The organism is Francisella adeliensis (genome assembly GCF_003290445.1).
In the GTDB taxonomy this organism is placed as follows: domain Bacteria; phylum Pseudomonadota; class Gammaproteobacteria; order Francisellales; family Francisellaceae; genus Francisella; species Francisella adeliensis.
In genome coordinates, this window is the sequence record NZ_CP021781.1 from 1024790 (window position 1) to 1049661 (window position 24872).

Genomic DNA, 24872 nt, shown 5'->3' on the forward strand with positions numbered 1-24872 from the left:
ACATGATTTTATACCTTGATCATTACGATTCTTTCGCAAATACAATTTATAGCTATATATCATTATTAGGTTATGAGGTTGTTCTACATAAAACAGATAATATTCCTGCTAATTTAAGCCAATTTACTCATATTATTATCGGCCCAGGGCCAGGCCATCCCAATGAAATCAAGCATCTCTATAAAACTATTGAGTATTGTGAGCTTAATAATAAACCTCTTTTAGGTATATGTTTAGGTCATCAGCTAATAGCTCAGTACTTTGGTTCAGGGGTCATAAAAGCTAAAAATATATTTCATGGTAAAAGCTCCAAGGTAACACGGTCACTCGACACAATTTTACTAAATAATCACCCACAGGAATTTGATGTTATTAGATATCATTCTTTAATTATAGATAGTATTAAAAAACCACTCAAAATATCTGCTATTACAAAAGCTAATGAGATAATGGCTTTTGAACATTCTAGTGAAAATATCTTCGGGCTGCAATACCACCCTGAAGCATACCTGAGTGAGTATGGCTTTGAAACATTAAATAATTTTCTAAAAATATAAATCAAACTTTTTGTGGTTTTATATAAAAGCTCAAACCATTAGCAATTATAAGTAATATGAAAAACAAACTATAGGCTAGTTTATAGCTTACAAACTCACTGATCCCATGACTTATTAAGGTATTTTGTAAGTATGCAACTGTAGGGTTAATGATACTATTTAAGATATATTCAACTAAAAAAAGGATTGATAAGATGCTAACCAAGTATGTCTGATTTCTTTTATTAGCAGTATCAAAAGCGATACCAGTAAACCCAAAACCAAACCCAAAACAAAACGATGCAAACATTAATAAGTATATGTTGGTAATATCAGTATAAAACAAAATAAATACAGATACAGTTGCTAAAGTAGTAAATATAGCAATATGGATTCTTCTAAGAAATTGAGCTGCAATAATAAATCCAACAACTATAGATGCAATACCAGATGCGATAGAGGCAATACTATTTCCAATTAAGCCAGCTTGTTCAATACTGTTTACTTTTGTGTGGGAGAGGATAGTATTTCCCCAATAGCCAATAGTATTAAAAAAAACACATGTAAAGAAGCTTGTGTAAATTATTGTGATAACTATCTGTTTATCTTTAAAGACATTTTTCACCCCTACAAAATAATCACCAAATGAGCAGATATTTCCAGTTTTTGGAATACTACCATTCATATAACGACTAAAAGCATACAGGCATAAAATCAAAGCTAGTATCAGCGCTAGAATAAGAACAATATTGCTATATTTATAACTACCTATAGCTAGATTAAGAGGTGCCCCAGATACTGAAACTGCTAAAGATCCAAAAAAGTATATAAATCCAGTAGCTATAGCAAATAAGCGTTTACTTAAGATTATACTTGTAAGCCTATAAGCACTCATCATTGCAAATGCAGCACCGACTCCAATAATAAATCTTGATAGCAATAGCATCTGAGAATTTATAGGATATGCAAACATTATTGTGCCAAGTAAAACTATAATCATTGCAAATAGAAGAGGGTAGTCTATACCATATCTATCAACGAGCATTCCTACAGGTATTTTCATCATCAACATTGCTAAACTATACATTGATATCGCCCATGCAATATCAAGGCTTGTAAAATTAAACTCTGACTCTAGTGGGATAGAAAAAGCCGATAATGAAGTACTTAGCATACGAGTATACATATAAAATAATACCGCACTAATCCATATAAAGATCAAAAACTTAGACTGTTTCATTTAGCAGAAAGTTTACAAAAAAGATGGCTAGAGTATACCAATCAAACAGTTAAATATAAACATTGCTTATCATATTGTATTTCTTTAATATGTCAGTTAAATAAACATGCATGTTTATAGTGTAAATATTCTAATATAGGTAGTATCTAATATGAAGGAAGAGCAAATATTTAATCAGTTATTTTTCCAATGTTTTAACACATTTATATCAACAGCTGTAATTGCAATAATAGCTATAGGATGTCATTCATTTTTTAAAAGAAAAATTACTAGTCAAAAACAGCTTAATAAAATTAAATCTCGGGTGATTTATATAGCAACAATTATCACTATTTTAGTAATTGTAAGAATTTGGATAGAAGGCTTCTATCATTTATTTACAATGCTTAGTTTAGTAGCAGCTGGTTTGGTTATAGTCAATAAAGAAAATGTTATGAATTTTAGTGGTTGGATTATTATCAACTGGAGAAGCTTATTTTCTGAGGGTGATTCAATACAGGTTCAATCATATATAGGTAAAGTTGTCGGTATTAGATTACTGTATTTTACAATCAATGAGACTTATTATTTAGGTGATAAAAAAACAACTGGAAAAATAATTAAAATTCCAAATTCTTTAATTATTACAGCACCAGTAACAACCTTCCCAAATGATGATGCTATATTGCTACATAAAGTTTCTTTTACTACTAATGTAGATACTGCTCTAGATATCTCTAAAAAAGTAAAACAGTATATCTCTAATAAAATCAAAGAAAAATATGGGATTAGTGACAGTTTTAAAGAAAGTAAAGTTTTTAGTAAAGCTAAGTTAGCAAAAATAAGTGTCCATAGCTTAGAACCTAAAATAGATCTTATTCCTATAGTTGAAAATGATAGCATTATCACCGTTAAGGTACATTTTTACTGTTTAGCTGAAGATAGTAAATCATTAGAGTTAGAGTTTATAAGTTACTATCTAGAGACTAGATCTAAGATTTAGTTAGATTCAGAGTGATAATTAGTCAGAAAAACTATAGCTAAAATGCTGACTAGTGTAAAAATACAACATAATAAAATAACTATTTTAACTGATAGTGAAATAATTAGACCTCCAACAAGACAAATTATTGCACTACCTAACATTGCAAAAGACATCCTAAACCCAAGAACCTCACCTTGCTGATCAGGTCGTGCCTCATCTGAGAGCATTACCATCATTAAATTATTTACTGCTCCATAAGCTAAACCTAATATAACAAACTGTAGGTATACTAAGGTAATATAGTCAGTTATAAGGAGAAAATAACCTATTATCATTATAACTAAAATACAAAGGATAGAGACATTTTTAGAATATCTTTTATTCAAAAAACTTGGTAGATAAAGTGCACCTATACATAGACTAATACTATAGATTGCTGTCATATAAGCTATATAGATGCTAGACATTTTCCAGCTTGAAGCTAATATTATTGGGAAAAATTCATAATATGTCATAATTGATAATGATAAAAAACTACTGCTCACAAGTATCCATTTAACTGATGTATTTTTTATAATATTTGATAGATTTTTAAAAATATTTATTTGTTCATAAAAATTTATTTGAATCTTTTCTTTATCTAAATTATTATGATTTTCATATAATAATTTACTTACCATAACTACTAAAACAAAGGAACCTATGCTTGTAAACAAGAAAGGTGTTGCATAGTTAAACCATGACACTATGCTAGAATTGCAAAGTATTGCTCCTATAATTGGACCAATAACATAAGCCATTGATATCACAGCAGAAAGCTTTCCAAGATCTTTTTGTTTATCTTTAGTTATATCAATTATAAAAGCTTGAGCAACAGCAAAATTAGCTTCTAAAACACCTGTGATGAATCTGCTTATAACCAGATAGTATATATTCCCACTATATATCGCAAGAGCAGATAAAATATAACCAAATCCGGCACAAAATAGAGTGTATAGTAAGATTTTTTTGCGCCCAAAGATATCAGAGAAGCGACCTATAATAGGAGCACCTAAAAACTGCCCTAAGGGATAGGCTGCCAAAGTTATTCCTAAAGCTAGATTAAGGGCTATATTGCTATCAATTGATGCTGAAAATAAATCACCATGATTAATAAACATCGGAGCGAATATAGTATATGGCATTGCAGTACCCATAACACTAAAAAATATAATAAATAATAGTGTAGGGATTTGATATTTATTATTCATAAAGAGATTCTTAAATAATTAAAAGGGTACAGGGTACTTTCTTCTAACAATCTCAATATCTTTAAGTACTTCTTCTGAAAGTTCAAGATTCACAGCATCAATATTTGATTTTAATTGCTCAAGATTGGTAGCACCAATTATTGTAGAACTCATATAATCTCTACGAATAGTAAAAGCTAATGCCATTTGACAAACATCTAAACCATGCTTATTTGCAACTCTCATATATTCAGCCACAGCTTTATCAACAGTAGGGCTTGTACGAGTCATAAAACGATCTTCTTGGCCATTAAGAACCTCTTTTGAAAGTCTAGTGCCATCTGGTCTATTACCTCCTAAGTATTTACCACTTAAAACACCCATATTAAGTGGAGACCAAGCAAGGTAAGATAAGTTTTCTAGCGAGCATGTTTCCATAACATCTGTTTCATCTCTTCTGCGTAAAAGACTATACTCATGTTGAATACTTTGAATTTTTGGTAAATTATGCTTTTCAGCAAGAGAGATAAATTTATTAATCCCCCAAGTAGTATCATTAGATAAGCCAATATTTTTAATCTTACCTTCTTTTACAAGATCATTACAAGTTTGCAAAATCTCTAAAATATTAGCCTCGATTTGCTCTTTATTTTTAGAACTATCAGGAATAAAGTCCCAAACACCTGCAAAGTGATAGTTTGGTCTATTTGCAGCCCAATGAAATTGATATAAATCAATATAATCTGTTTGTAAGCGTTTAAGACTATTATCTACAGCTGTTATTATATTTTGTTTGTTTATAACAGGATTTTCTTCTCCTCTAGCCCATGGGATAGGTGAGAATTTAGTCGCTAGAATTACATTATCTCGTTTATTAGATATTTTAAACCAGTTTCCAATGATCTCTTCTGTTTTACCATAAGTTTTAGGGCAAGGCGGTACAGCATACATCTCGGCTGTATCCCAGAAATTTACACCTTGTGAAAGCGCGTAATCCATCTGTTCAAAACCTTCTGCTTGAGTATTTTGTTTTCCCCAAGTCATAGTGCCAAGACAAATTCTACTAACATCTATATCTGTATTTCCAAGCTTTAAATATTTCATTTTAAATTTAAAAAGTTATTTTATATAAACAGGATTATATCAGAGAGAAGTGAGGAAGAAATAAAATATTTAAGATAATAGCTAATTGTCTTGAGATTTGATATTTAGATAAGAAACATCAATACTTTGTCCTGTTTCAAACCTTTTATGACCTTTTTTTATTAATGCGATAAAGTTTTTCATATTATCTTTATTTATTTCAGATTTCATTGCAGAAATACCTTCATCTACAGAATTCCATTCAATAATATCTGTCCATAAACTTAGATCCTCAGAGTCTTGAGTTAAAGTTCTTCCAAGAAAGCCAGGATATTTCTTTAAATCACTTGTAAATTTTTGTGAAGCATCAGAAACCTGCTGAGCTGTAACTCCTTCATTTGTATGAAATTCTATTATTTCAAGTGCAGGAATAGTCCTATGAGAAAATCCTAATGAAACATAAAATATACCAAGTGTCACAATAAAGAGCAGTGCTAATTTAGTGAAAAGATTTACTATTTTCATTATAGGCCAAATATTGCAACAATATTAATATTATATATATTAACTTAAAAAATATAACATACAAGTTATTTGTATTATTAATTTTATATGTGGGTCTGAATGTAAGCCTTTACCATTCCAAAATATTCATGGATGATTCTTTGTGTTGTGTAAATATTATAAGAACTCGGTAAAACTCTTAACTCCGGAGAAGGTATTGAGGAAGCTAAAGCGATAGTATTTATATTGTTTTTTTCAAAATAGATTTTAGACCTTTGCAAGTGTAACCCATCAGTAATCAAACATAACGACCTAGAGTTGTTAGCAACTATATGCTTGATAAACATAGCATTTTCAGCCGTATCTTTCGAGTTGTTTTCTAAAATCAGGTCGTTTTTGTTTACACCTAATCTCTTAAAATCTTTTGCATAAATCTGAGCCTCTGATTTATTGCTTGATGAAGTATAGCCACCGCTAATAATTATTTTTTGAGGATAATTATCATATACTTCAGCTGCTTTTAATATCCTATCATAAGCATTTAAACTGGGCTCTTTATTATTTGTTCCAGCACCTAAAACAATAATAGCAGAGGTATTTTTACAAACCTCTATCTTTGTAGAATAATTATTGTTCGAGATAATTATCTTACCTAAAGCACCAGATCCAACAAGATAGTAAACTAAGGTAACTATTACGATAAATAGCTTAAGCTTACTTTTACAGCTAAAACATATTATTAGCAATAAAATGAAAAAGATGGATGCTATATCAAGTAGACTACTCATTTAGTTTAATCTCTAAGAATCATTATTGAATGTGATTTGAGCATTGGAATTTCTCCAATTTTAGCTTGCGTTATAGTTTCTTCCCCAGCTTTCTCATGATTTGCAACTATATGCCATATATCATTATCATTTGTTGGTAACTGAGCATTTATATCATAATTATCTATTGCTGTAGCATTATAGACTATAACAATATCTTTCCAACTATCACCATTTGCATAATCTTTAAAATGAGCAATTATCACACCAGAATTATAATCATTATAAGCTGGAGAGATTGTTAAATGATTTTTGATCATCTCAGGAGAGCTCATTCGTAAAGCAGGGTGATTTCTTCTAATAGTTATAAGACCTTTTATAAAATCAAAAAACACTTTATTATGTAACTTATCTGACCAGTGGTAAGCATTTATATCATCACCACTTTTATAGCTATTATGATCACCATGTTTTGTACGTAGAAATTCAGCACCTCCATGTATAAATGGAATGCCTTGAGCAGTTAAAACAATACTCATAGCCAAAGCATTTTGACGAACAATGTGATTATCAAATATATTCTCTGGTAAGTTTTTTCGATAATCACCTGTTTTTAAGCTATGATTTTGACTTTTTTCAATTTGATCCCAAAGAGTATAGTTATCATGAGCATCAACATAGTTTACTGATTCATTTGCGTTAGCGGTTAGTGTGTGAACTGAGCCATATAAACCTTCAACAACTTTACCCATTAATTCACTATTATGAGTTGAACCATTAATAAACCCATTTCCTGGAGCATTATTTCCTCTTACAGCATCACGAAAGGTGTCATTAAATATAGCGAAATCATTATTCCGTTGAGTTCCTTTATAAGTACAGTTCATTAATGGCGAATCAGCAGCTTTCCATGGTTCACCATAAATTAGAGCACTAGGGTTTATTTTTTTAGTCTTTTCAACAATATTTTTGATGGTATCTAAATCTATTAACTCCATCAAATCAAATCTAAGACCATCAATTTTGTAATTTTTTACCCAATGCAATACTGAATCTTGGATAAATTTACTTACCATAGGGCGCTCAGATGCCACTTCATTTCCACATCCAGAACCATTAGTAAATCGACCGCATTGGTCAGTTCTAAAATAATATTTAGGAACTATTTTATCCAAGTTTGTCGTATCTGTCATATGGTTATAAACCATATCCATTACTACACCGATGTTTTTGTTATGAAACTCTTGAACCATTGTTCTGACTCCCAGTATTCTTTGAGATGGGTCAAAAGGATTTATAGAGTAACTTCCATCTGGAGCGTTATAGTTTTCAGGATCATACCCCCAGTTACGATTATTTTTTTTGTGAAGTTTAGTTTCATCAACAGATGAAAAATCAAAAATTGGCAATAAGTGAATATGAGTAATACCTAGTTCAACTATACTATCTATACCTGTTGAAACGCTTTGACCTTGTTCTATATACTTAGTATTTCCTTGAACAGCACCTAAGAATTTACCCTTATATAGTTTTTCTACTCCACTATCATCACTTATTGTGAAATCACGAATATGTGCTTCGTAAATAATAGCATCTTGAGGATTTGATATTTCTGTGAAATTCTGATTATCCCAGTCAGTAGGTTTAAGTTCTAAATTATCAATATCTAAAATAAAACCTTTTTGACCATTAATTGATAAACCATACGCGTAAGGATCTCTAGCATAAGTGGTTTTAGTATATTTATCACCGTTTGCATCTAGCTCATCAAAATATAGTTTAAAAAGATAATATTTATTGTCACATTGCTCGCGAGTAAGATTTATAAAGAAAGTACCATAATTTTCTTCATTTTTAAGCTGATATATATGATTAAAATCAATACTATTATTGGGATTATCTTCATCAAATAAAAGTAGATCTACCTTTATCGCAGTAGGTGCCCAAAGACGAATAGATACATTTTCATCATTAAACACCACACCCATATCATTATTTGGATAATAAAATTTATCTAAATAGTTACCCATAACTACTTTAGTAGGTAAAAAAGTATTATTAGCTCTAATCTCGATAAGATCTGAACCTTTGATATCTGGAGGAAGATTAGTAAATATTAATTGCTTTGTATTTTGTTTAGCTACTATACAAACATCTTTAATATTCTTTGAGTTTATCCATAATTCAAATATAGTACCAACTCGTACTTTTTCAGATAAATATGCTGCTATTTTATTAGGTTCATCCATTACTGCATAAGTAATTGTTGGATTTAATCTATTAATTGCCTCTCTTAAAGATGTATAAATATTCTCATCTCCATGAATAATATAATAATTATCTGCTTTTGAAGATATATCAAAAGCTATAGTTTGCTCACTCCAATCATCTTGCCAGTGATCTGCCCATCTTTTTTTACGAGCAATTACATTTGCTTTATTAGTAGCATTATAAACACCAAAATCGTTAGAATAAGATAACTCAACGGGTTTAGCTTTTTTTCCTTCATTGTATGTCCATAAATCCCAACAGAAATTATCACCTTTATATTGTCTGTCTTTTTTTATAAAATGAACTAAAGAACCTTTTCTTTTTTCATTATTAACAATAAAATCTCTTGTTGCTTTAATGTTTATATTATTTTTACTTATACAAGATATTTCAACTTTAGTTATATCAACTTTAGGACTTATAGTAAGCTTGTTATCTACGAGTTTGATACCATCAGGTTTAGGAGAAATTTGCCAATCAACATCTACAATTTCTTGAATTCCACTCACACTTTCTTTAATAGCAATTATTTCTAAAGGGTAGCCTTTACTAATAGTGTTCTCAGAAGCTTTAATTTGCATTTCTTTTTTATGTGAAACCCATTTAAATGATAAAGGAGCAAAAGGTTTTTCACAGCCTGAAACTCTAAATTCATCACCATGTAAATCTATCAGAGTAAATGAGAAATCATTAGTTTCTTTAAGGTTTTTAACATTATAAGTTGTAGCTGTAAGCCAAAGACTACCATCTGTGGTATCTGCAACCCAGCTAAGCTCAAATTCTTTAGATTTATACCAGTCATTAAAATCACCTACAACAAAGCCATTTATAAATCCTGTAGCTTGTATGCGAAATTGAACGGTATTAGTTTCATAATCCAAATGTATTTGATATTTAAAATGAGAGATAGAGGGGTTACCATCTTTATCAATTAACCAAATTTTTTTATTCTTAGAATCCATATATAGGTCTCAATTTAAGTAGAACTAGGTTGCTTAAAGTTAGCTAAACTATGCTGAATACTTTAATACTATAGCTGCCATTGGAGGTATTTTCACAGATAAACTCTGCTCAAATCCATGGGAATGTGATTGCTCTGTAAAGAGTTTACTATCAATCAACTGCCCAGACCCACCAAAAGTTGAGCAATCAGTATTAAAAATCTCTTCATAAGATCCAGCTTTTGGCACACCAATCCTATAATCATAATAGACAACAGGAGTAAAGTTATAAATACATATAATAAAACTACCATCTTTTGCATAACGAATAAAAGAGAGAATGCTTTGGTCTGAATTATCGGCATCAATCCATTGAAAACCATCATGACTAAAATCTTGTTCCCATAATGCAGGCTCAGATTTATAGAAATTATTAAGTTCTTTAAAAAAAGTTAAGCTATCATTGTGAGCATGATATTCATGGATTACATTCCATTGAAGTTCTTCATACTCTCTCCATTCAACAAATTGAGCAAACTCACTACCCATAAAAAGTAGTTTTTTACCAGGATGGCCTATCATGTAAGCCATATAAAGCCTTAATCCTGAGTACTTATTCCACAAATCTCCCCACATTTTGTTAACGAGAGATTTTTTTCCATGTACAACTTCATCATGAGATATTGGAAGTATAAATTTCTCAGAATAATGATAAGCCATTGAAAAGTTAAGCAAATGATGATGATGCTTACGGTTGATAGGATCTTCTTCGACAAATCGTAAGGTATCATTCATCCAGCCCATATTCCACTTAAATGTAAAGCCTAAACCACCATGCTCAACATCTGTAGTTATATTTGGCCAAGCTGATGATTCTTCTGCGATTGTCATCACACCATGGCAATTATGCTTAATTGTAGAGTTTAACTCTTTTAAAAATGCAATACCTTCTAAGTTCTCATTACCACCATGTATATTTGGCTGCCACTCATCAGGCTCTCTATCATAATTAAGATAAAGAATATTTGATACCGCATCAACACGAATACCATCAATGTGAAATTCATTTATCCAATATAAAGCATTAGATATTAAGAACGATTTCACTTCATTACGACCTAGATCAAAGTTATTTGTTCCCCAACCTTTATTTGTAGCCTTATTAAAATCTTGGTACTCGTAGCATGGACTACCATCAAAGTTTATTAATCCATGAGAATCTTTACAGAAATGCCCTGGAACCCAGTCTAAAATTACACCTATATTTTCAGCATGAAGTTTATCTATTAATTTTTTCAGACCAACTAAATCACCATGGCGTGAGTTTACAGAATAAAAGCCAGTAGGTTGGTAACCCCAAGAAGCATCAAGAGGGTGTTCGTGAAGAGGCATTAATTCAATATGAGTATAATTCATATATCTAATATACTCAGGTAAAATCTCACTCAACTCCTCATAACTCAAAAAATTACCGTTTTCAGTTTTCCAGGAAGCAAGATGCAATTCATAGATATTTATAGCACTATCAAACGGATTAAAGTTTTGACGTTGTTCAAGCCACTTTTTATCGGACCATTTATATTCTTTTTCTGAAGTAATTATTGAGGCTGTATTTGGGCGAAACTCTGAAAATACTGCAAAAGGGTCACTTTTATAAACTTGATGACCATTGCTTGCTACCACAAACTTATATTTTTGCTGTTCTTGAACATCAGTAATAAATACGCTCCACAATCCTCCAGTACTTATTCGAGACATGAAGTTTTCATCACGTTGCTGCCAATCACTAAAATCACCAATTACACATATACTTTCAGCATTTGGAGCCCAGGTAGTAAATCTGACTCCATCACTGCCATTTTCATGGCTTAAGTGAGCTCCCATAAATTTATAGGCTTGTGTATGTTTTCCAGAATGAAAGTAATATTTGTCATCATCATTAATATTAAAAGATTTAAAAAGCATAAATTTATAAAAAATAATAAAATAGTAATCATACATTTTATACTAAGTAACTTTATAGCACTAGAGTATGTTTATTTTTTTATAATAACTCTAAAAATTATAAAAAATTAATGCTAACATTGATAATACTGATTTCTAGTTGATTGAAATCTAATTCTGTTAATTAAAAAACATGAGAAAACAATGGGTATAAAAACTTATAAAACAACACCTATAGAAAATCAAAAACCTGGCACTTCAGGACTTAGAAATAAAGTTACTGCATTTAAGCAAGAAAATTACCTTGAAAATTTCGTTCAATCTATATTTAACTCACTAGAAAACATAGAAGGTCAAACTTTAGTAGTAGGAGGTGACGGTAGATATTACAATGATATTGCTATCATTAAAATTTTGAAGATGGCTGCAGCAAATGGTTTTGGTAAAGTGATAGTTGGTAAAAGAGGTATTCTTTCAACTCCTGCTGCTAGTTGTATTATTAGAAAATATAAAGCTTTCGGTGGAATCATATTATCAGCAAGCCATAATCCTGGTGGGCCTGATGGGGATTTTGGAATCAAATATAACACATCTAACGGTGGACCAGCCCCAGAAAAAATCACTGAAAAAATATATGATAATACAACAAAAATACAGCAATATTTGATGGCTGATACAGATGGAAAACCTGTGTGTATAAATAAAATCGGCTGTTATAAGATAGAAAATACAGAGATTCAAATAATAGACTCTGTAGCTGACTATACAGAGCTAATGAAAAAAATATTTAATTTTGATGCCATCAAAGAAATTATTAAAGATGGCTATGCTATTCGTATAGATACAATGTGTGCTGTAGCTGGACCTTATGCTAGGCATATTTTTGAAGATGTATTAGGTGCTCCAGATGGAAGTGTAGTAAATGCTGATCCTCTTCCAGATTTTGGAGGTATGCATCCTGACCCTAATCCTGTTAATGCTAATGATCTTATTACGTATATGCGTAGTGGGGATTATGATTTTGGAGCAGCTTCAGATGGAGATGCTGATAGAAATATGATTGTAGGAAAATCCATTGATGTAGCACCATCAGATAGCCTAGCGATTATGACAGCAAATGCAGCGTTATTACCAAGTTATAAGAATGGTATAAAAGGCGTTGCTAGGTCTATGCCAACATCTACAGCAGTAGATAAAGTTGCTATATGTATGGGTATAGAATGTTTTGAAACTCCAACAGGCTGGAAATTTTTTGGTAACTTATTAGATGCAGGGAAAATAAATATTTGCGGTGAAGAAAGTTATGGAACAGGTTCTGATCACATTCGTGAAAAAGACGGCTTATGGGCTATTCTGTATTGGTTGAACCTGGTTGCAATTACTGGTAAAAGTGTAGATGAATTAGTAGAAAGCCATTGGCAAAAATATGGCCGTAATTTTTATTCGCGCCATGATTATGAAGCTATTGATAGCAACATAGCAAATCAAATAATGGCTGATTTAAGAACTAAAGTTTTAAATCTATCTACTGTTAAATATGGTAATAAAACAGTTTCATATGCAGATGACTTTAGCTATACAGATCCAATTGACGATTCTGTTGCAGATAAGCAAGGTATTCGTATTATATTTACAGATGGTTCTAGAATTGTGTTTAGACTATCAGGTACTGGAACGCAAGGTGCTACTCTAAGAATTTACTTTGAAAAATATGAACCAAGTGCCGATAAATTCAATGATGATGTACAAGATACACTTAGTGATCTTATTGATATAGCTGAGCAAATCACAAAAGTTAAAGAATTAACAAAAATGTCAAAACCTACTGTAATTACCTAGATAAAGGAGTATCAATATGCGTGACAATAATTCACAACATCAATTATACAAAAAAACTGTTGCACTTGTATTAGCAGGAGGACGTGGTTCTAGACTATACGATCTTACGGATGCTAGAGCAAAACCTGCTGTACACTTTGGTGGCAAGTTTAGAATTATAGATTTTGTTTTGTCAAACTGCCTAAATTCAGGTATACGAAAAATTGGTGTGGTTACACAGTATAAATCTCATTCATTGTTGCGACATATTCAGCGTGGTTGGGGATTTTTGCGAGGTGAACTTAATGAGTTTGTAGACTTGCTACCAGCTCAGCAAAGAGTAGACGAGGAGCACTGGTACCGTGGCACAGCAGATGCTGTTTATCAAAATATTGATATACTGAAATCTTATGATGCTGAATATATTGTTGTATTAGCAGGTGATCATATTTATAAAATGGACTATTCTGAAATGCTTCGTGATCATGCTAAAAGTGGTAAGGAGTGTACTGTAGGCTGTGTTGAAATACCTAAAGACGAAGCTTTTGCGTTTGGAATCATGGGTATAGATGAAGATAGAAATATTACTGATTTCGTTGAAAAGCCACAAACTAATGCTCCAACCGTACCTGGTAAAAATGATAAATGCTTAGCAAGTATGGGTATATATGTTTTTAATACCAAATATCTATATAAAATGCTTGAAGATGACATAGCAGATCCTGACTCTAGCCATGACTTTGGTAAAGATATTATCCCAGCAGCTGTTAAGAAAGCAGAAGCTTTAGCTCATCCATTTAATATGTCTTGTGTACCACAAATAGATGGTGTTGAGCCATACTGGAGAGATGTAGGTACTATTGATTCTTTATGGGCTGCAAACCTAGATTTAGCTAGTAATATGCCTGAATTAAACTTATACGATAAAGATTGGCCTATATGGACAGCACAAGAGCAATTACCTCCTGCAAAATTTGTTCCAGGTAAGAATGGTAAGCATGGAGTAATCACTAATACATTAGCTTCAGGTGGCTGTATAGTATTAGGTTCTGAAATATCTAAGTCAGTAATGTTTTCAAGTGTTGTAGTTTCTTCATTTTGTAGTATTGATCAGTCAGTTTTATTACCTCAGTCAAGAATTAGAGAAAACTGTAGGTTGACTAAAGTCATTGTTGATAGAGGTTGTGAGATACCCGCAGGTACTGTAATTGGTGAAGATGCTGAATTAGATGCTAAAAGATTCCATCGTACTGAGAATGGAGTAGTACTAGTTACAGCTAAAATGATTGAAAAACTTAAAAAATAGTCACTATCTAATCGAGAAATTTAAATGCAAATATTACATGTATGTAGTGAGGTCTTCCCTCTACTTAAAACTGGTGGCTTAGCGGATGTTACAGCTGCTCTACCATCAGCTCTAACAAAACTTGGCACTCAAAATAGAATACTTGTTCCAGGTTTTCCAAATTTTATGCAAAAGCTAGAAAAAAAACAACTTATTGCTGAATTACCCGCGAAATTTGGGGCGAATAAAATTGACATTTATCTTGCAAAAATGGCTGGCACTGGTGTGCAAATTTATATTATTGATGCTCCTAATCTATATAGTAGAGATGGTAACCCTTATGCAGATGAAAATAATCAAGCTTATCCAGATAACTATCTCAGGTTTGCTTTGCTTGGCTGGGTAGCTGCTAAGATTGCTGAAGGTCTTGATAATAGTTGGAAACCACAGATAGTGCATGCTCATGATTGGCATGCAGGGCTAGTTCCAGCATATCTTAAAGCTTCGCAGATATATCATGGTACAAACACCAAATCTGTTTTTACAGTTCATAATTTAGCTTATCAGGGTATATTTTCTTTTAGTGTCTTTAATGAACTAGATTTGCCCTGGCAGTTTATGAAAGTCGAAGGGCTTGAGTTTTATGGAAACGTCTCATTTCTTAAAGCAGGATTATTTTTTGCAGATAAAATAACAACTGTAAGCCCAACCTATGCAAAAGAGATTCAAACAAAAGAACAAGGTTGTGGTTTAGAGGGATTGCTTGCTGGCAGAAAAGATGATTTATTAGGTATTTTAAATGGAGTTGATCCAAAAGTTTGGGATCCTAAAACAGATAAACTTATTGCATGTAATTATGGGTTAACTACAGTCTCTAAAAAATTAGAGTGTAAAATAGCTTTACAAAAAATGTATGGATTAACTCAACAAGACAAATATCCTATATTTGGTATAGTAACAAGGCTTACTGAACAAAAGGGTTTAAAACTAGTTTTAGATGAAATTGATGAGATTATAAGAAATAATGGTCAAGTTGCACTTTTAGGTAGTGGTGATGCTGAACTTGAAAAAAAATTTAAAGCATTAGCGAAAAAACACCCTAAATCTATTGGTATACAAATAGGCTATGATGAGGAACAAGCTCATAGAATCATAGCTGGTTCTGATGTAATTCTAGTTCCTTCAAGATTTGAGCCATGTGGTTTAACACAGCTTTATGGATTAATCTATGGTACTTTACCATTAGTACATAAAGTTGGAGGTCTTGCTGATACTGTTACAGATTCTTCACTAGAAAATATAGCAGATGATTCAGCTACTGGCTTTGTATTCAACGAATTTACAAGAGTAGATTATAACAGAGCTATAAGACGAGCTTTTGCTCTATACAATCGTAAAGCTGATTGGAAGAAAGTCACAAGAAATGCTATGAGACAAAAATTTGGTTGGGATATTGCAGCTAAGCAAGTATTAGATATTTATACTCAATTATTAACTAATAAATAACTTTTTTATATAAGGTTTAAAATGGATAACAAAATACAAATCAAACAATCCTTAGAAGAAATTTTAGGTTGTGATATTAAAAATGCAAATAGTGAAGATTTATACTATGCATTAATGACTTATGCAAAAAGTAAAGCTAATAAAATTGCTACGAATAATGCTAATAAAAAACTATATTATATATCTAGTGAATTCTTAATTGGCAAGATGTTAATAAGTAACTTAATCAATTTAGGTGTATATAATGATATTTGCGATATTCTTAAAGCTGATAATAAAGACATTGTTCAAATAGAAGAGTTTGAGCCAGAACCTTCTTTAGGTAATGGTGGTTTAGGTCGTCTAGCTGCATGTTTTTTAGATTCAATTGCATCTTTGGAAATTCCTGCTTCAGGTGTTAGTTTGAACTATCATTACGGGTTGTTTAAACAGCATTTTAAAGATCATTCTCAAGATGAAAAACCAAACCCATGGATTGAAAATGAAGGCTGGTTGAATGATAAAAAAAGAAGTTTCGAGATTGCTTTTAAAGATTTTAACCTTATATCAAATATGTATGATATTGATGTTATTGGCTCTCAAAACAGCTTTATAAATAACCTATGTTTATTTGATGTTGATAGTGTTGATGAAAGTATTATTAATAAGGGTATTAACTTTGATAAAACGGATATTGCTAAAAATTTAACACTATTCTTATACCCTGATGATAGTGATGAAAATGGACATTTACTTAGAATTTTTCAGCAGTATTTTATGGTTAGCAATGCCGTAAACCTAATATTTACAGAGATGCGTGAAAAAGGGCAAGCACTTGAAAAGATAAATGAACATGTTGTTATACAGATAAATGATACTCACCCAACTTTAGTCATTCCAGAACTTGTAAGACAGTTAGTTAAAGAAGGTATAAGTATAGATAATGCTCTAGAATTAGTTAAAAAAACTGTAGCGTATACTAACCACACAATTCTAGCTGAAGCATTAGAAAAATGGCCATTAAAGTATCTTGAAAAAGTTTTGACTACAGAACTTATTGATATAATTAAATATTTAGATAAAAAATCTAAAGAAGAATACCCTCAAGAAGAGCTAGCTATAATAGATACAAATAATGTTGTGCACATGGCTCACATGAGTATTCATTATAGTTATAGTGTTAATGGTGTAGCAGCATTACATACAGAAATTTTAAAAAACACTGAGCTGAAGCATTTTAATGATATTTATCCAGAGAAGTTTAATAACAAAACGAATGGTATTACATTTAGAAGATGGCTACAGCAAGCAAATCCAGAGTTAACTCATTATCTGCATGAATTAATGGGTGGTGATTTCATTAATGATTCTAAAAAGTTAGAAAAATTACTCGCTTACCATAATGATAAGTCTGTTCTTGAGAGATTAGATAGTATTAAGAAAACTAAAAAAGAGCAGTTTGTAGAATTTGCGAGTTATTCGTCTGGTGTTAATCTGCATGCAAACGGTATTTTTGATGTGCAAATTAAAAGAATGCATGAGTATAAACGCCAACAAATGAATGCCCTTTATATCATTCATAAATATTTAGAGATAAAGTTCGGCTTATATCCTAAACCAAAACGACCAATAAACTTTATATTTGGTGGGAAAGCTGCTCCTGCTTATACTATTGCAAAAGATATAATCCATTTGATTTTATGCTTACAAGAGCTAATCAATAATGATGAAGACGTAAACAAACATATCAAAGTGCTATTCGTAGAAAATTATAATGTAAGTGTAGCTGAAAAACTAATTCCAGCCGCAGACATTTCTGAGCAAATATCATTAGCATCGAAAGAAGCTAGTGGTACTGGTAATATGAAATTTATGCTTAATGGAGCTATTACACTAGGTACTATGGATGGGGCGAATGTCGAGATTGCTGAGCTTGTAGGTGACGCTAATATCTATACATTTGGTAAAGATAGTGAAACAATAATTAATCTATATAAAACTAGTGGTTATAAAGCTGTTGATTACTATAATAATCCTATTATAAAAAACATTGTTGATTTTATAGTTTCTCCAACAATGTTAGCAATCGGAAATAAACATAAATTAAATGAGCTTTTTAATGAGCTAATAAATAAAGATTGGTTTATGACTTTAATTGATTTAGTTGAGTACATTAAAGTAAAAGATCAGATGCTTAATGACTATGAAGATCGCGATCATTGGCTAAGAATGAGCTTGGTGAATATAGCTAAAGCAGGTTTCTTTAGTTCAGATAGAACTATCGGTCAGTATAATGAGGATATCTGGAAAATTTAGTCTGTGAAAATAAAAGGTATATTATTAGCCGTATCAAGTTTACCAAGCCAATATGGCATTGGTGACTTGGGTTCAAATGCTTATAAGTTTGTTGATATATTAGCAAAAAATAAAACTCAAATATGGCAGGTTTTACCATTAACTCCTTTAGGTTATGGTAATTCCCCATACCAATCAAGCTCATCATTTGCTGGTGATGAAATTTATATTTGCTTAAATAAACTTGTAGACTATGGGCTTTTAACAAAAGATTCTCTAGAAAATTTCAATGCAAATAGTTGTAGTGTCGATTATGATGCTGTAAGAGTGCATAAGAATAAATTTTTAGCTAAAGCATTTGAGAGTTTTGAAACTTTAAAAAGCCAATTTGAAAATGAATACTATGATTTTTTAGCAGATAATCAATGGGTTAAAAATTACGCTATATTTCAAGCTTTTAAAGAGGCTAATAATGATGATATTTGGCATAGTTGGCCTGATGATTATAAGTATTGGTGTAAAGATAAAAATATTGATTTAGAACAATACCAACAACAGATAGATTATCAGCTATTTCTACAGTTCATTTTCTATAAACAATGGTTTGAGCTTAAGAAATATGCAAACTCATATAATATCGAAATCATGGGGGATTTACCGATATATTTAGGGCTTGATTCAGCAGATATTTGGGAACATCATCAGTATTTTCAGCTAGATGAAAACCTTAAGCCTACATTCGTAGCAGGAGTGCCTCCAGATTTTTTCTCAGAAACAGGACAATTATGGGGTAACCCTTTATATGATTGGCAGAAGCTTGAACAATCTAATTTTGCTTTTTGGATAGAACGATTAAAAGGCAACTTTAAGCTCTTTGATATCGTTAGAATTGATCACTTTAGAGCTTTTGATACTTATTGGCAAATACCTGCTCAAGAGACAACAGCAATTAATGGTAAATGGCTTGAAGCCCCAGGTTATAAGTTTTTTGATACTGTTTATGAGAAATTACCAAATGCTAATATCATAGCAGAAGACTTAGGTGATTTGCGTAAAGAGGTTCTTAAACTTCGTGATCATTATAGTTTAAAAGGAATGAAAGTTTTTCAGTTCCATTTTGACTTTAAGACTGGTCAATTTATTGATAATACTAATATAGTAGCTTATTCAGGAACTCATGATAATAACACGCTGAAAGGCTGGTATGATGATTTAAGTAAGTGGCAACGGAAACTTATCAAGAGATATTTCAAAGCTAATGATAAAAATATCATCTCAAAAATATTAAAATACATGTGTTCATGTAATGCTGATATTGTAATAGTACCAGTACAAGACTTACTGCAACTTAATGTTACTGCTCGACTTAATACACCGGGAGAAGTAGGATCACCAAACTGGGAGTGGAAACTAGAAAACTTTAATCATATTGAATCTATTAACTTTTGATACTCTTCAAAGAATTGTTCTTGGACACTTTCAATAGTAACTGAACGATCAAAATCTGAAATTTGACACATCTGTAAACCACTATAGCCACAAGGATTAATGTAATCAAATGGTTTTAAATCCATATTTGTGTTTATGGCAATACCATGATATGTTTTACCTTGTTTAATTCTAAGTCCCAAAGATGCAATTTTTGCGTTATTTATGTATATTCCATGGGCATTTTCTATAGTATGAGCTTGTAAATTATAGTAGTTATTGAGCATGTTTATACAGGCTTGTTCTACCGCAGATACTAGTCTTTTAGCACCTAGCTTGCTTCTTTTCACATCTAGTAAAAAATATATTATAGCTTGCCCAGGACCATGATAGGTTACTTGTCCACCACGATCTGTATCAACTATAGGAATGCCATTTAAGTTTAAAATATGTTCAGGTTTACCATGCTTTCCTTGAGTGAAAACAGCAGGGTGTTCAACAAACCAAACTTCATCAGCGGTAGCTTCATTACGTTTAGCTGTAAAGTCTGTCATCTGATTAAAAGTAATCGTATAATCTTGAAGTCCAAGCTTTTTAATATTCATAGTGAATTTGTGCCATATAAATTAGAGATCAGTTAGAAAAATATAAGATAACCTAAAGTACCATGTGAACTTCAGGATTAGATGATATTTCTTTATAGATATTATCAAGCTGTTCTTTGCTATCGGCTTGAAATATTGCTGTTATAGAGATGTATTTACCCGTTTTACTTTCCTTAGTTTTAAAATCAATTTTATCATGTTCAGGAACATACTTTTCAAATACACTAAGTATAGCTTCAGTAGTTTCTTTTTGAGGATTTGCCATTATCTTAATAGGGAATTGACAAGGAAACTCAAAGAAAGTTTCTTTTTGATCTGTAATATTTTTTTCAGTCATATTATATCCTTTTATATTAGGTGAATTACCACCAGCCTTTTTGTTCAACATTGTTCTTTGCTACAACAGGAACTTCAGCTAATTTTTCTTTACCATTAACTGTAATTACTATATTACCTACAACTTGTCCTTTAGCAATTGGTGCTTTAAGACTTGGATTAAAAGCTACACCTTGCTTTAAATAAGGAAGATAGTTTCTAGGTACAGACTTGTAGATATTTTGAGCAGCAGATACAGTTATTTTTTGACCAACTTGAGCATTTGCGATATTGTCTGCACTCACTGTAACAGGTGTATTTGCTTTATATAAAACTACATTTTCAAATTTAGATAACGCATATCTAAGTAGTTTAGCAGATTCTGACTCACGCTTAGAAGAACTTTTAGTTCCTAGAACTACAGATATAAATCTTTCTTTATTTTGAGTGGCAGATGAAACTAAACAGTATCCTGCAGCATTAGTATGACCTGTTTTCATACCGTCAGCTCCATCAAATGTGAATAGAAGTTTATTTCTGTTATTTTGCAGTACAAAGTTGTCTCTTTTAGGGAATAGTTTTGTACATTTATCTTTATCTTCATCGTTAAGTTTTGATGATGAATAACTTTGAGTTACCATACCGTTTGATCTATCAAATTTAGGCATACACATTTTACGGTCAGTAATTGAAACAGATTGTTGTTTAGTAGCATTCCATACTAAACCTTTTTCACCGTATATGTCATATGCTTCAGGGAAATTATAAATAAAAGATCTAGCTAGCATTGCCATATCATGAGCTGTTGTATATTGATTTCCACCAGGTAATCCATCAGGGTTAGCAAAATGAGTGTTATTCATACCAATAGCCTTAGCAGTTTGATTCATAAGATTTGTAAAAGCATTTGAAGATCCAGCGATAAACTCAGCTAAAGCAATAGTTGCATCATTTCCAGATACAATATCCATACCCTTTACAAGATCTCTTACAGATACTTTTTTACCTGCTTCAACATACATTTTAGAGCCACCTGTAGCAGAGGCAGAATGACTAATTGGAACCATCGTATCCCACTTAAGATTACCAGCCTTAATTTCACTAGCAACAATATATGAAGTCATGATTTTTGTGAGACTCGCAGGCTCTCTTCTAACATCCATATTTTTTTGGCTAACAATATCACCTGTACGATAATTCATAGCAACCCAAGCAGCAGCATCTAAATCTAATTGTACTGGTTTTAATATTATGTCTTTTTGAGCGACATCACTAGCACCGTTGAAGTATGGGTCAGAGTTAGCTGCAATGTTTGGAGCAGCTATAGCTACTGCTGAACTTAGAGTAGCTCCTAAAATTGCTATTTTCTTTAGTTTATTCATAAGGCTCCTTTTAAAAGATTTTGGAATATCTGTGTTGATTTATTATATTTTCTATGTGTATTTTAATATTTATGCATTATAAATACAAAGGTTTTTATGATAGACTGAGATTTATAAAATAGCCAAGTAAAAATACAGGAGAGAAATAAGCTATATGTTAAAAAACATACCTTGCGGAAAAGATATTCCTAATGATTTTAATGTGGTTATAGAAATACCACATGATGGCGATCCTATTAAATATGAGTTTGATAAGGACAGCAATATGGTAGTAGTTGATAGATTCATGTCTTCAACTATGAGATACCCTGCAAACTATGGTTTTATTCCAAATACTTTGTATGATGATGGTGATCCAATTGATGTATTAGTTTTAGCTCCATATCCACTTGCTGTTGGCTGTGTTATTAACTGTAGAGCTGTTGGCGTATTTAAAATGGAAGATGATGGTGGCATTGATGCTAAAATAATAGCCGTACCTAGCCCAAAACTTTCAAAAGAATACGATCATATTAATGATATTGATGACCTTCCTGATACTCTTAAAGCTAGAATAGAACATTTCTTTACTCACTATAAGGACCTTGATTCTGGTAAGTGGGTTAAAGTTGAAGGTTGGGATAATGCTGAATTTGCTCGTAAAGAAATTGTTAAATCAGTAAAAAATTATAAATAATCTAAACTCTTTTATCTTAACTAATTCAGTCTTTTTCTTATTTGTGATAATATTCCTATTGAATGTAAACATTCTTTTTAGGATAGATTATGAAAAAAAACAATTCCAAAGAAATTAAACTATTAATTTTAGATGTCGATGGCGTTTTAACAGATAGTAAAATTATCATTTCTAATGATGGTAATGAATATAAAAACTTTGATGTTAAAGATGGCTTAGGTATGGTTTTATTGCAAAAGCTAGGTATTAAAATTGCGATAATAACGGGTAAAGAGTCTAGAATTGTTGCAGATAGAATATCTGCTCTAGGTGTTGATTCTAATGATATTTTTCAAGGACAAAAAAATAAAGTCAAAGCCTATGAGACTCTAAAAACTCGTTATAGTCTCAACGATTCACAAATTGCTTATATGGGTGATGATTTGCCTGATATAACTCTTATGAATAAAGTTGGGATATCTGCAGCTCCAGCGAATTCTATGGATATTGTTAAGGATTATGCTGATGTAAGATGTCAAAATAATGGTGGCGAAGGTGCTGTTAGAGAATTTTGTGAATATCTAATCAAACATATTGGAGCATATGAACAAGTATTACAGAGCTTCCTAAAAGAGGGTGGAATAAAATAGTAATATGAAATTTTTCACTAAATATTCTTTCATATCTAATGTAGCATCAATACTTATTGTTACTGTTGGAGTACTATATATAGGAGACAGGGCTCTTGATGGTGGGCGTGATCCAAATGATAAAGATCCTGGTGATAGTGTAGAACTTACAGCATATAATTTTCATTATAATGGTTATGATGAGAGAGGAAAATTATCAACCTATTTTATAGCTCAAAAATTAGAACAATATGTTAATCAAAATACTAAAGCGACAAACATTATTGAAAAAAACTATGATGCAGAGACTCAAAAAATCACATGGCAATTTAAATCTCATCATGCAACAACTCAAAAAATCACAACTGGAGACCTTATTCATTTATATGATGGCGTAAATTCAATAGTTTATACTAAGAGTGATTCGTCAGACTCCTCAAAAGGAAAGACATCAGATGAGCAAGCCCCTAAAAAGATACATATTATATCTTCAGAAATGTATTACAATACAGAAACAAAAGATTTTTATACTTCAAAGTTTGTTAAAATGTTTGATCCTGAAAATGGTAATAATACAACAGGAAATGGGGTATTTGGTAACTCAGAAACAAAAAAAATAAATTTAAATAATAATGTAAGGAGCTATTATGCATTTGGCTAAAGTGATTACATTATCAGTTTTATCAATTGTTAGTGCTGTTAATATCTCTTGTGCAGAACAATTAGCACCTCCAAACATACAGGACTCTAAAAGCTTTACAGGAGTAGATCAATCAGCTTTAAAAAAAGAAAATGTGGCTACAAATGAAAAAGAAAACAATGATAATAATAATGGCTTAAAAGCTTATGGTCCTTTAACTATTTGTTCTGATAGAGCATTTTATGATGGTAATCAAGGTACATTAATATACACCGGAAATGTTTTTGTAATGCAGGTACATAATCAACATATACTTTGTCATAAGCCAAAAAAATTAAAAAAAAGTTCAGAATATTTTACGAGAGATAAAAGTTATAGCTTTAAACAATTACAAGAGAAATGGATGACTAAAGCTAAAAAGATATGCGCTAAACAAAAGGAGTGTAATTTTATTTCTGGGCAAAAACTAACTATTCAATTAACTCAAGAAAAAAAGATAAAAACTCTGGTAATGGATTCTGAGGGTATTGAAAATTCTGAGTTCTATACTTATCCAATAGATGCTAATTCAGACTTTAGTGAAAGTAAGAAAGTAACTAAAGGGCCTCTAAAGGGAAATGCTAAACAAGTAACATACGATATAATTAATAAAGATTTATATCTACATAGACAGGCTGTAGTAAATCAAAATCAAAACCAATATAAAGGTGACAAAATAATTTATGATATTGAACATGATTTGATCAATATTCCAGGTAGTAAGCAAAGAAGATCTAACATAATTCTAGATGGTGTAGAAAAGCAAACTAAAATTAACACAGGGCTTCCTACAATTACTAAATAGATAATCGTAAGA

Annotated in this window: 21 protein-coding genes; 11 read left to right on the forward strand and 10 right to left on the reverse strand. The window is 31.3% G+C overall.

Annotation, left to right across the window (positions count from 1 at the left end; translation table 11 throughout):
* Nucleotides 1–2 precede the first annotated feature (2 nt).
* The gene (locus CDH04_RS04975; protein ID WP_112869979.1) at nucleotides 3–557 is read left to right on the forward strand and encodes an anthranilate synthase component II; all 555 of its coding nucleotides are present in this window, start codon (nucleotides 3–5) and stop codon (nucleotides 555–557) included.
* Nucleotide 558: 1 nt separating this feature from the next.
* On the opposite strand, the gene CDH04_RS04980 is transcribed toward CDH04_RS04975, so the two are convergent.
* A complete protein-coding gene (locus CDH04_RS04980; RefSeq protein WP_112869980.1) occupies nucleotides 559–1776 on the reverse strand; it encodes an MFS transporter in 1218 nt (405 codons plus the stop codon).
* A gap of 151 nt (nucleotides 1777–1927) precedes the next feature.
* Here CDH04_RS04980 and CDH04_RS04985 point away from each other — a divergent pair, with 151 nt between their 5' ends.
* On the forward strand, nucleotides 1928–2758 hold the full coding sequence (locus CDH04_RS04985; protein ID WP_112869981.1) for a mechanosensitive ion channel domain-containing protein: 831 nt from the start codon (nucleotides 1928–1930) through the stop codon (nucleotides 2756–2758).
* On the opposite strand, the gene CDH04_RS04990 is transcribed toward CDH04_RS04985, so the two are convergent.
* The 6 genes from CDH04_RS04990 to glgB form a co-directional block, all read right to left on the reverse strand.
* Nucleotides 2755–3990: an MFS transporter gene (locus tag CDH04_RS04990; RefSeq protein ID WP_112869982.1), complete on the reverse strand. Its 1236-nt coding sequence runs from the start codon at nucleotides 3988–3990 to the stop codon at nucleotides 2755–2757. The genes CDH04_RS04985 and CDH04_RS04990 overlap by 4 nt on opposite strands.
* Before the next feature lie 18 nt (nucleotides 3991–4008).
* On the reverse strand, nucleotides 4009–5073 hold the full coding sequence (locus CDH04_RS04995) for an aldo/keto reductase (RefSeq protein WP_112869983.1): 1065 nt from the start codon (nucleotides 5071–5073) through the stop codon (nucleotides 4009–4011).
* 81 nt (nucleotides 5074–5154) lie between these two features.
* Nucleotides 5155–5577, reverse strand: coding sequence for a hypothetical protein (locus tag CDH04_RS05000; protein ID WP_112869984.1), 423 nt, complete (start codon nucleotides 5575–5577; stop codon nucleotides 5155–5157).
* Nucleotides 5578–5660: 83 nt separating this feature from the next.
* On the reverse strand, nucleotides 5661–6344 hold the full coding sequence (locus CDH04_RS05005) for a YdcF family protein (RefSeq protein WP_112869985.1): 684 nt from the start codon (nucleotides 6342–6344) through the stop codon (nucleotides 5661–5663).
* Nucleotides 6345–6349: 5 nt separating this feature from the next.
* The gene (gene pulA / locus CDH04_RS05010; protein WP_112869986.1) at nucleotides 6350–9556 is read right to left on the reverse strand and encodes a type I pullulanase; all 3207 of its coding nucleotides are present in this window, start codon (nucleotides 9554–9556) and stop codon (nucleotides 6350–6352) included.
* Nucleotides 9557–9604: 48 nt separating this feature from the next.
* A complete protein-coding gene (gene glgB, locus CDH04_RS05015) occupies nucleotides 9605–11500 on the reverse strand; it encodes a 1,4-alpha-glucan branching protein GlgB (RefSeq protein WP_112870901.1) in 1896 nt (631 codons plus the stop codon).
* Between the two features lie 183 nt (nucleotides 11501–11683).
* Between glgB and CDH04_RS05020 the strand changes: the two genes are divergently transcribed.
* Genes CDH04_RS05020 through malQ form a run of 5 tightly spaced genes read left to right on the forward strand, consistent with a single transcriptional unit; the run spans nucleotide 11684 to nucleotide 19811 of the window.
* Nucleotides 11684–13318 carry an alpha-D-glucose phosphate-specific phosphoglucomutase gene (locus CDH04_RS05020; protein WP_112869987.1) on the forward strand — a complete coding sequence of 545 codons (1635 nt, stop codon included), beginning with the start codon at nucleotides 11684–11686 and terminating at the stop codon, nucleotides 13316–13318.
* Between the two features lie 16 nt (nucleotides 13319–13334).
* Nucleotides 13335–14603 carry a glucose-1-phosphate adenylyltransferase gene (gene glgC / locus CDH04_RS05025; protein ID WP_112869988.1) on the forward strand — a complete coding sequence of 423 codons (1269 nt, stop codon included), beginning with the start codon at nucleotides 13335–13337 and terminating at the stop codon, nucleotides 14601–14603.
* 24 nt (nucleotides 14604–14627) lie between these two features.
* Nucleotides 14628–16088, forward strand: a complete 1461-nt coding sequence (gene glgA / locus CDH04_RS05030; protein ID WP_112869989.1) for a glycogen synthase GlgA — start codon at nucleotides 14628–14630, stop codon at nucleotides 16086–16088.
* 21 nt (nucleotides 16089–16109) lie between these two features.
* Nucleotides 16110–18383: a glycogen/starch/alpha-glucan family phosphorylase gene (gene glgP, locus CDH04_RS05035; RefSeq protein ID WP_112869990.1), complete on the forward strand. Its 2274-nt coding sequence runs from the start codon at nucleotides 16110–16112 to the stop codon at nucleotides 18381–18383.
* A 3-nt stretch (nucleotides 18384–18386) separates the two neighbouring features.
* On the forward strand, nucleotides 18387–19811 hold the full coding sequence (gene malQ, locus CDH04_RS05040; protein ID WP_112869991.1) for a 4-alpha-glucanotransferase: 1425 nt from the start codon (nucleotides 18387–18389) through the stop codon (nucleotides 19809–19811).
* On the opposite strand, the gene lipB is transcribed toward malQ, so the two are convergent.
* From lipB to CDH04_RS05055, 3 genes are read right to left on the reverse strand one after another with little or no spacing between them, the layout of a single operon-like run.
* Complete coding sequence (gene lipB, locus CDH04_RS05045; protein WP_112869992.1) at nucleotides 19787–20395, reverse strand: lipoyl(octanoyl) transferase LipB; 609 nt, start codon at nucleotides 20393–20395, stop codon at nucleotides 19787–19789. The genes malQ and lipB overlap by 25 nt on opposite strands.
* Nucleotides 20396–20447: 52 nt before the next feature.
* Nucleotides 20448–20732: an HP0495 family protein gene (locus tag CDH04_RS05050; protein WP_112870902.1), complete on the reverse strand. Its 285-nt coding sequence runs from the start codon at nucleotides 20730–20732 to the stop codon at nucleotides 20448–20450.
* A gap of 25 nt (nucleotides 20733–20757) precedes the next feature.
* Nucleotides 20758–22092 carry a D-alanyl-D-alanine carboxypeptidase family protein gene (locus tag CDH04_RS05055; RefSeq protein ID WP_112869993.1) on the reverse strand — a complete coding sequence of 445 codons (1335 nt, stop codon included), beginning with the start codon at nucleotides 22090–22092 and terminating at the stop codon, nucleotides 20758–20760.
* A gap of 154 nt (nucleotides 22093–22246) precedes the next feature.
* Between CDH04_RS05055 and ppa the strand changes: the two genes are divergently transcribed.
* The 4 genes from ppa to CDH04_RS05075 all read left to right on the forward strand — a co-directional run bounded on the left by ppa (nucleotide 22247) and on the right by CDH04_RS05075 (nucleotide 24860).
* A complete protein-coding gene (gene ppa / locus CDH04_RS05060; protein ID WP_112869994.1) occupies nucleotides 22247–22768 on the forward strand; it encodes an inorganic diphosphatase in 522 nt (173 codons plus the stop codon).
* Nucleotides 22769–22857: 89 nt separating this feature from the next.
* Complete coding sequence (locus CDH04_RS05065) at nucleotides 22858–23397, forward strand: KdsC family phosphatase (RefSeq protein ID WP_112869995.1); 540 nt, start codon at nucleotides 22858–22860, stop codon at nucleotides 23395–23397.
* A gap of 4 nt (nucleotides 23398–23401) precedes the next feature.
* On the forward strand, nucleotides 23402–24037 hold the full coding sequence (gene lptC / locus CDH04_RS05070) for an LPS export ABC transporter periplasmic protein LptC (RefSeq protein WP_112869996.1): 636 nt from the start codon (nucleotides 23402–23404) through the stop codon (nucleotides 24035–24037).
* Nucleotides 24024–24860: an LptA/OstA family protein gene (locus tag CDH04_RS05075; RefSeq protein ID WP_112869997.1), complete on the forward strand. Its 837-nt coding sequence runs from the start codon at nucleotides 24024–24026 to the stop codon at nucleotides 24858–24860. Before lptC ends, CDH04_RS05075 begins: the two co-directional genes overlap by 14 nt.
* Nucleotides 24861–24872 lie beyond the last annotated feature (12 nt).

Excerpts from the sequence above, each read along its gene's own strand:
- CDH04_RS04975 (WP_112869979.1), top strand. The coding sequence starts at position 3 with ATGATTTTATACCTTGATCATTACGATTCTTTCGCAAATACAATTTAT.
- CDH04_RS04980 (WP_112869980.1), bottom strand. The coding sequence starts at position 1,776 with ATGAAACAGTCTAAGTTTTTGATCTTTATATGGATTAGTGCGGTATTA.
- CDH04_RS04985 (WP_112869981.1), top strand. The coding sequence starts at position 1,928 with ATGAAGGAAGAGCAAATATTTAATCAGTTATTTTTCCAATGTTTTAAC.
- CDH04_RS04990 (WP_112869982.1), bottom strand. The coding sequence starts at position 3,990 with ATGAATAATAAATATCAAATCCCTACACTATTATTTATTATATTTTTT.
- CDH04_RS04995 (WP_112869983.1), bottom strand. The coding sequence starts at position 5,073 with ATGAAATATTTAAAGCTTGGAAATACAGATATAGATGTTAGTAGAATT.
- CDH04_RS05000 (WP_112869984.1), bottom strand. The coding sequence starts at position 5,577 with ATGAAAATAGTAAATCTTTTCACTAAATTAGCACTGCTCTTTATTGTG.
- CDH04_RS05005 (WP_112869985.1), bottom strand. The coding sequence starts at position 6,344 with ATGAGTAGTCTACTTGATATAGCATCCATCTTTTTCATTTTATTGCTA.
- pulA (WP_112869986.1), bottom strand. The coding sequence starts at position 9,556 with ATGGATTCTAAGAATAAAAAAATTTGGTTAATTGATAAAGATGGTAAC.
- glgB (WP_112870901.1), bottom strand. The coding sequence starts at position 11,500 with ATGCTTTTTAAATCTTTTAATATTAATGATGATGACAAATATTACTTT.
- CDH04_RS05020 (WP_112869987.1), top strand. The coding sequence starts at position 11,684 with ATGGGTATAAAAACTTATAAAACAACACCTATAGAAAATCAAAAACCT.
- glgC (WP_112869988.1), top strand. The coding sequence starts at position 13,335 with ATGCGTGACAATAATTCACAACATCAATTATACAAAAAAACTGTTGCA.
- glgA (WP_112869989.1), top strand. The coding sequence starts at position 14,628 with ATGCAAATATTACATGTATGTAGTGAGGTCTTCCCTCTACTTAAAACT.
- glgP (WP_112869990.1), top strand. The coding sequence starts at position 16,110 with ATGGATAACAAAATACAAATCAAACAATCCTTAGAAGAAATTTTAGGT.
- lipB (WP_112869992.1), bottom strand. The coding sequence starts at position 20,395 with ATGAATATTAAAAAGCTTGGACTTCAAGATTATACGATTACTTTTAAT.
- CDH04_RS05050 (WP_112870902.1), bottom strand. The coding sequence starts at position 20,732 with ATGACTGAAAAAAATATTACAGATCAAAAAGAAACTTTCTTTGAGTTT.
- CDH04_RS05055 (WP_112869993.1), bottom strand. The coding sequence starts at position 22,092 with ATGAATAAACTAAAGAAAATAGCAATTTTAGGAGCTACTCTAAGTTCA.
- ppa (WP_112869994.1), top strand. The coding sequence starts at position 22,247 with ATGTTAAAAAACATACCTTGCGGAAAAGATATTCCTAATGATTTTAAT.
- CDH04_RS05065 (WP_112869995.1), top strand. The coding sequence starts at position 22,858 with ATGAAAAAAAACAATTCCAAAGAAATTAAACTATTAATTTTAGATGTC.
- lptC (WP_112869996.1), top strand. The coding sequence starts at position 23,402 with ATGAAATTTTTCACTAAATATTCTTTCATATCTAATGTAGCATCAATA.
- CDH04_RS05075 (WP_112869997.1), top strand. The coding sequence starts at position 24,024 with ATGCATTTGGCTAAAGTGATTACATTATCAGTTTTATCAATTGTTAGT.